At 62.2% G+C, this 2,700-nt stretch carries 4 protein-coding genes; 1 reads left to right on the top strand and 3 read right to left on the bottom strand.

Going from position 1 to position 2,700, the window contains the following annotated elements:
* The 3 genes from istA to msrA all read right to left on the bottom strand — a co-directional run.
* On the bottom strand, positions 1 to 850 hold an 850-nt coding region (gene istA, locus O2807_14340; GenBank protein MDA1001682.1), incomplete at its 3' end, for an IS21 family transposase.
* A gap of 90 nt (positions 851 to 940) precedes the next feature.
* A complete protein-coding gene (locus O2807_14335; protein ID MDA1001681.1) occupies positions 941 to 1,363 on the bottom strand; it encodes a hypothetical protein in 423 nt (140 codons plus the stop codon).
* Between the two features lie 126 nt (positions 1,364 to 1,489).
* Positions 1,490 to 1,957, bottom strand: a complete 468-nt coding sequence (gene msrA, locus O2807_14330; GenBank protein ID MDA1001680.1) for a peptide-methionine (S)-S-oxide reductase MsrA — start codon at positions 1,955 to 1,957, stop codon at positions 1,490 to 1,492.
* Positions 1,958 to 2,211: 254 nt separating this feature from the next.
* On the opposite strand from msrA, the gene O2807_14325 reads away from it, so the two are divergent.
* On the top strand, positions 2,212 to 2,700 hold a 489-nt coding region (locus tag O2807_14325; GenBank protein MDA1001679.1), incomplete at its 3' end, for an NAD kinase.

Below are 2,700 nucleotides of genomic sequence, written 5' to 3'. Positions count from 1 at the left end.
GCTCATAGCTACGCAGTTGGTCCGCCCATCGCTTGCGGCAACACGCTTCAAGATGCGCGTTCAGGTCGTCGAAGGTCTGGAACCTTGGCATCGGCACCAGGAAGTTCCGCCGGCAATAGCCGACCAGGCCCTCCACCTTGCCCTTGTCGTTCCCCTTGCCCGGACGACCGAAGCGGTCTTCAAAGAGATAATGCGACTGCAGTTCGCTGAACACACGGGTCCGCTGACGCTTGCCGTCGCCAAGGATGCGGGCCACCGCAATCTTGGTGTTGTCATAAAGGATCGAGCGCGGCACACCGCCGAAGAAGGCGAACCCCACGACATGGCCGTCGCAGAAGGCTTCCGTAGTCTCGCCGGGATAAGCCCTCACAAAGCAAGCGTCCGAGTGGGGAAGGCTCATCGCCAGGAAGTGGATTTTGCGTTCCACCCCGCCGATGACGGCCAGGGCCTCACCAAAATCAACCTGAGCATGGCCGGCAGGGTGCGTCAGCGGCACGAACATCTCCCGCTGACGCTGCCGGGCGCCGCAGATGTAATCCTTCACGATAGTGATCCCGCCCGTGAAGCCATACTCATCACGCAGCCGCTCGAAAATCCGCTTAGATGTGTGCCGTTGCTTCTTCGGGCGCTCCTTATCCTCCTCCACAATCTGGTCGATAACACCGATGAAGGGATCGAGCTTCGGGCGGACCGGTGGCCCCGTCCGGACGTAACCCGGTGGCACCGAATAGCTCAGCATCTTCTTGACCGTGCGCGGATCGATCCCAAACCGTCGAGCCGCTTCCCGCTGGCTCAACCCATCTATCATCACCGCGTGGCGCACCCGCGCATACAGTTCCACTCGCTTCATCCCCCGCCCTTCGCTTCAATCCGCAAAGGGCTATCGCTGACGGAATTTTACTCCGGCGCAACCAGACTCTCCGGCCGCTTCAGTGAGGGATTATTGCTCCGGCGTTCTCAACTTCTCGACGAAAGACCGCTCCGTCTCGCCGCGCGGCGAGCGGCGCAGGTATTCCCGGTAGAAATCGTAACCAAGCAAAATCTCCAGGAAAATGATGCGTGGATAGAGCCCCACCACGTCCCTGTCGACGCTGACGGAGATGGAATACGTCACCCACGAAATGAGGGACGAAATGATGCCGCCAAGGGCGATCAATTGGATGTTGCCGATGCTCAGCCCGAAATAGATGAAGAACGAGAAGACCCCTATGGACGTGGGAAGCCCGATGAAATACCAGACCGTATAGGACCGGATAAGGGCGATGCGCTGATCGTGGATGGCGACGTATTCGAAGTGATACGTGGGTTCCAGCCCCTGCACGTCGACGATCTTTCGTCCGCCTACTGAACTCGGCTTCTCCATCAGAACCACCCCGGAAGTACGCTTTCTTTCGGCGGAGAATCGTCCCGCCGCCCCATGCTAGCAAGTTTCGACCTCCGCCACCAACCGCCTTATGGGAGGGGCACGGTCTGCGTCCGCGAGGCGCGCCTAGGACCAGCTGGCTCGGCCGCGCTTGTCGAAATACTGTTGGTGGTAATCTTCGGCCCGATAGAAGTCCGCCGCCGGGGTGATTTCGGTGACGATGTCGCGGCTATGGCGCCCGGAGCGGCGCAGTCGCTCCAGGGACGCCGCCGCCTGGGTCTCTTGTTCGGCGTCGTGGAAAAAGATCGCCGAGCGATATTGGCTGCCGATGTCGGGACCCTGGCGGTTGAGGGTCGTCGGGTCGTGGATGGCCCAAAACAGGTTCAGCAGGTCGTCGTAGGAGACCCGCGCCGGGTCATAGTCGACCTGTACCACCTCGGCGTGGCCCGTCTGCCCACCGCAGACGTCTTCGTAGGAGGGGTCCCGGGTGCTGCCGCCGGCGTATCCCACCGCCGTCGCCGTCACGCCGTCCAGTTTGCGGAACGCCGATTCCACACCCCAGAAGCAGCCCGCCCCGAATGTCGCATTCTTCATGTCCTGCCTTTCGATTTGCGTCCCCGCGGTGGGGACGCCGGTCCCCTCCTATGTGGGGCGCGGCGGCCACGGTTCAATGCTTGGCGGCTTCACCCCGGAGGGGACCGCCGGCCGCAGAGAGTCGGTGACGAGACACCCGAATGCGCTATGATGGGCTTTGGCGAAGCGCCGGGACACCTTGGCGGCGCTTCGCTAACTCGGCCGCCGCGAGCCGGGAACATCGGGAGGGTGGCCGAAGGGGCCGCCAGAGAGCCATGAACTTCAAGACGGTGGCCTTCGTCGGCGCCCGACAAAAGGCGGCGCAAGAGGCTCTCAAGCGCCTCAGCGCGCGCTACGACCATGTGTCGCCCGACGAAGCCGACATCGTTGTCGCGTTGGGCGGCGACGGGTTCATGTTGCAGACCCTGCACCGGCACATGGAGCGCCGCGTCCCCATCTACGGCATGAACCAGGGCACGATCGGCTTCCTGATGAACCATTACAACGAAGACGGCCTGATGGAACGCCTGGCCCACGCCCAATCGACGGAACTGAACCCGCTCCGCATGATTGCCACCGATGCCAATGGCTTGACGCACCAGGCGATTGCCATCAACGAGGTGTCGCTTAGAAGGAATAGCCGCCTGGCGGCCAAGATCCGTATCGAGGTTGACGGTGTGGTGCGACTTGAGGAAATGATCTGCGACGGGGTTCTGGTCTCTACCCCGGCCGGCAGCACAGCCTATAACCTTTCGGCTCACGGC

The sequence above is a fragment of the bacterium genome (assembly GCA_027622355.1).
GTDB lineage: Bacteria > UBA8248 > UBA8248 > UBA8248 > UBA8248 > JAQBZT01.
This window is presented reverse-complemented; position numbering and strand designations above follow the sequence as displayed.